Origin of the sequence: Streptomyces sp. NPDC002884, from assembly GCF_040295245.1 — a bacterium.
In the GTDB taxonomy this organism is placed as follows: Bacteria; Actinomycetota; Actinomycetes; order Streptomycetales; family Streptomycetaceae; genus Streptomyces.
Map to the genome: position 1 here is coordinate 1 of NZ_JBEOVB010000106.1, position 1,110 is coordinate 1,110.

The 1,110-nt window shown below is 68.5% G+C and carries 2 protein-coding genes; both read left to right on the forward strand.

Going from position 1 to position 1,110, the window contains the following annotated elements:
• Positions 1–69 precede the first annotated feature (69 nt).
• Positions 70–378 carry a transposase gene (locus ABT070_RS46200; protein ID WP_351769369.1) on the forward strand — a complete coding sequence of 103 codons (309 nt, stop codon included), beginning with the start codon at positions 70–72 and terminating at the stop codon, positions 376–378.
• Positions 375–1,110, forward strand: a 736-nt coding sequence (locus ABT070_RS46205) for an IS3 family transposase (RefSeq protein WP_351769370.1), incomplete at its 3' end; no start/stop codon positions are given. The genes ABT070_RS46200 and ABT070_RS46205, both read left to right, overlap by 4 nt.

Sequence of the window (1,110 nt, forward strand, 5' to 3'; positions counted from 1 at the left end):
TGAGGTTCCCCCGAGATGCGGAGTGTGTTGACAGAGGGTCAGATGGTTCTCATGAGAGGAACATCGACCATGGCCGCCCCCAGAAAGTACTCGCTGGAGTTGTGTGAGCGTGCGGTGCGGATGTACCGGACCTCCGACCCGAAGCCGCAGATCAAGAAGCTGGCCGTCGACCTCGGTGTGCATCCCGAGGCCCTGCGCGGCTGGATCCGGCAGGCCGAGGCCGATGCCGGCGAGCGCGACGGCCGGCTCACCACCGACGAGCGGGCCGAGCTGGTGGCGCTGCGCAAAGAGAACGCCCAGCTCAAGCGGGCCAACGACGTGCTGCGGACGGCGTCTGCGTTTTTCGCGGCGCAACTCGACCCGACCCGGCCCAGGTGACGGCGCTCGTCGACGAGCATCCCCGCCTGGGAGTCGAGTGCGTCCTGCGGGAACTGCACATCGCCTCCTCCACCTACTACCGCTGGCGCCGCGCGGAGAAGGAGCCGTGCGAACGGCGGCGCCGCGACGTCGAGCTGACCGAGCGGATCAAGGAGATCCACGCGGAGTCCGGCGGCAATTACGGCTCGCCGCGCGTGCACGCCGTCCTCAAACGCGAGGGCACACGCGTGGGCCGCAAGCGGGTCGAGCGCCTGATGCGCGAGGCCGACATCGCAGGCGTCAGCCCTCGGCGGAAGGGCTTCACGCGCCGCGATCCCAAGGCCAGCCTCGCCCCGGACCTGGTCAACCGGGACTTCACCGCACCGGCGCCGAACCGGCTGTGGGTCACCGACCTGACGATGATCTCCACCGGCGAGGGACCGTTGTGGCTCTCGGCGATCCGGGACGCCTTCTCCCGCCGAGTGGTCGCGTGGGAGACCTCTGCCCGCGCGGACGCCGACCTGGTCCTGACCACCCTGGAGTACGCGCTCGCGTCCCGGGAGGTCGAGCCCGGCAAGCTCATCCATCACGCCGACCACGGCTGTCAGCACACATCCATCAAGCTCACAACTCGCCTGCTGCGCATGGGAGTTGCAGCATCCATGGGGTCCGTCGGGGACTCGTACGACAACGCTCTCGCGGAGAACCTCTGGATGCTCATCAAACCGAATGCATCCGCGGCCGCACCTTCAC